A 1,963-nucleotide genomic window follows, 5' to 3' on the forward strand; every position below is an offset into this window, starting at 1 on the left:
TGCGCGACGGCCGCTGGCTGGCGGCGGCGGAACCGGTGCGGCGCGGGACCGGGGCGGCGCAGGTGGTGTGGCCGACGCGCTGGTAGCGCAGCCCCCGCCGGCAGCAGCCCCCGCCCTCCCTGGGGGGCGTGCCCTTGTCCAGCCTATCGCCACCCCCCGACGAAAAGCCGGGAAACCGCACCCCCAGGGCCCGGTTGTCCACAGCACCGCCGCGCTGTGGACAACCAGGCCCGAGCTGAGCGCGCCCTGCTGAAGCGGGCCTTCTAGACTCGGCACCGATGTTCCAGCCACCTGAATCCCCGCTCCCGCCGGGGGTGGGCCGATGAAGCTCGTCTTCGCCGGCACGCCCGAACCGGCGGTTCCCGCGCTGCGCGCCCTGCTCGACTCCGGGCGGCACGAGGTCGTCGCGGTCGTCACCCGTCCCGATGCGCAGGCCGGGCGCGGTCGCCGCGTCGTGCGTTCGCCGGTCGGTGAGCTCGCCGACGAGCACGGCATCGAGGTCCTCACGCCGGCGCGCGCGAGCGATCCGGCCTTCCTCGCCCGGCTCACCGAGCTCGCGCCGGATGCCTGCCCGGTTGTCGCTTACGGAGCGTTGCTGCCGCAGGCCGCGCTCGACATCCCGCGGCTCGGCTGGGTGAACCTGCACTTCTCGCTGCTGCCCGCGTGGCGGGGCGCCGCGCCGGTGCAGGCCGCGATCCGCGCCGGGGACGAGATCACCGGGGCCTCGACCTTCCGGATCGTCAAGGAGCTGGACGCGGGCCCCGTCTACGGCGTCGTCACCGAGGCCATCGGGTCGACCGACACGGCGGGCGGGCTGCTCGGGCGGCTCGCGGAGTCCGGGGCGAAGCTGCTGCTGTCCACCATGGACGGTCTCGCCGACGGCAGCCTGGTCGCGCGCGAGCAGCCCGCCGAGGGCGTCAGCTACGCGCCGAAGGTGACCGTCGAGGACGCGCGGGTGTCCTTCGCGGACCCGGCGTCGGCGGTCGACCGGCAGATCCGGTCGGTCTCGCCGGACCCGGGTGCGTGGGCGGAGTTCCGCGGCGAGCGGTTCAAGCTCGGCCCGGTCACGGTGCTCGACGAACCCGGCCCGCCGCCGGGCGAGATCGTGGTCGAACGCAAACGGGTGCTGGTCGGGACGGCGACGAAGCCGCTGCGGCTCGGCGAAGTCCAGGCACCCGGCAAGAAACGGATGGCGGCCACCGACTGGGCGCGCGGTACGAGGATCGACCAGGGAGAGCGCCTCCGGTGAACGACCACAGGGAACGACGTCCGTCACGGCCGCAACGGGGCCGTCCGGCACCGCGCAAGGAAGGCCCGCGCCGCCCGCCGTCGGTGGACCCGGCGCGGCAGGCCGCGTTCGACGTCCTCGCCGCCGTGCGGACCAAGGACGCCTACGCCAACCTCGTCCTGCCGGACCTGCTGCGCGAGCGGCGGATCACCGGCCGCGACGCCGCGCTGGCCACCGAACTCGCGTACGGCGCTTCGCGGGCCCAGGGCCTGCTCGACGCCGTGATCGACGCCTGCGCCGAGCGCCCGCTCTCGCAGACCGACCCCGCGGTGCTCGACGCGCTGCGCCTCGGCGCCTACCAGCTGCTGCGCACGCGTATCCCCGAGCACGCCGCCGTGACGTCCACTGTGGACCTCGTCCGGGCGGAAGCCGGTTCGTGGGCAACGGGGTTCGCCAACGCGATCATGCGCAAGGTGTCCGAAAAGGACGAAGCGGCGTGGCTCGACGAGCTCGCGCCGGACGAGGGTGCCGACCCGATCGGGGCCTACGCGCTGCGGACCGCGCACCCGCGCTGGATCGCCCGCTCGTTCGCCGAAGCGCTGGGGGACAAGGGCGCCGGGCTCAAGGCCGCGCTCGAAGCCGACGACGCGCGGCCCGAGGTGCACCTCGTCGCCCGGCCCGGCGAGATCAGCGCCGACGAGCTCGCCGCGATCACCGGCGGCGACCCGGCGCCGT

General features: G+C 75.1%; 2 protein-coding genes. Both read left to right on the plus strand.

All coding sequences use genetic code 11. The annotated features are described in order from the left end of the window. The first annotated feature begins 322 nt into the window (after positions 1 to 322). Complete coding sequence (fmt, locus tag G3I65_RS48760; RefSeq protein ID WP_160702398.1) at positions 323 to 1,249, plus strand: methionyl-tRNA formyltransferase; 927 nt, start codon at positions 323 to 325, stop codon at positions 1,247 to 1,249. Continuing rightward, positions 1,246 to 1,963 (plus strand): transcription antitermination factor NusB (locus G3I65_RS48765; protein ID WP_309236049.1); only part of this gene is annotated, 718 nt, incomplete at its 3' end. The genes fmt and G3I65_RS48765, both read left to right, overlap by 4 nt.

This window comes from Amycolatopsis sp. SID8362 (genome assembly GCF_010550475.1).
GTDB classification, from domain to species: Bacteria; Actinomycetota; Actinomycetes; order Mycobacteriales; family Pseudonocardiaceae; genus Amycolatopsis; species Amycolatopsis eburnea.

What these genes read in the sequence shown, in the direction of transcription:
- fmt (WP_160702398.1), top strand. Translation starts at nt 323, where the DNA reads ATGAAGCTCGTCTTCGCCGGCACGCCCGAACCGGCGGTTCCCGCGCTG.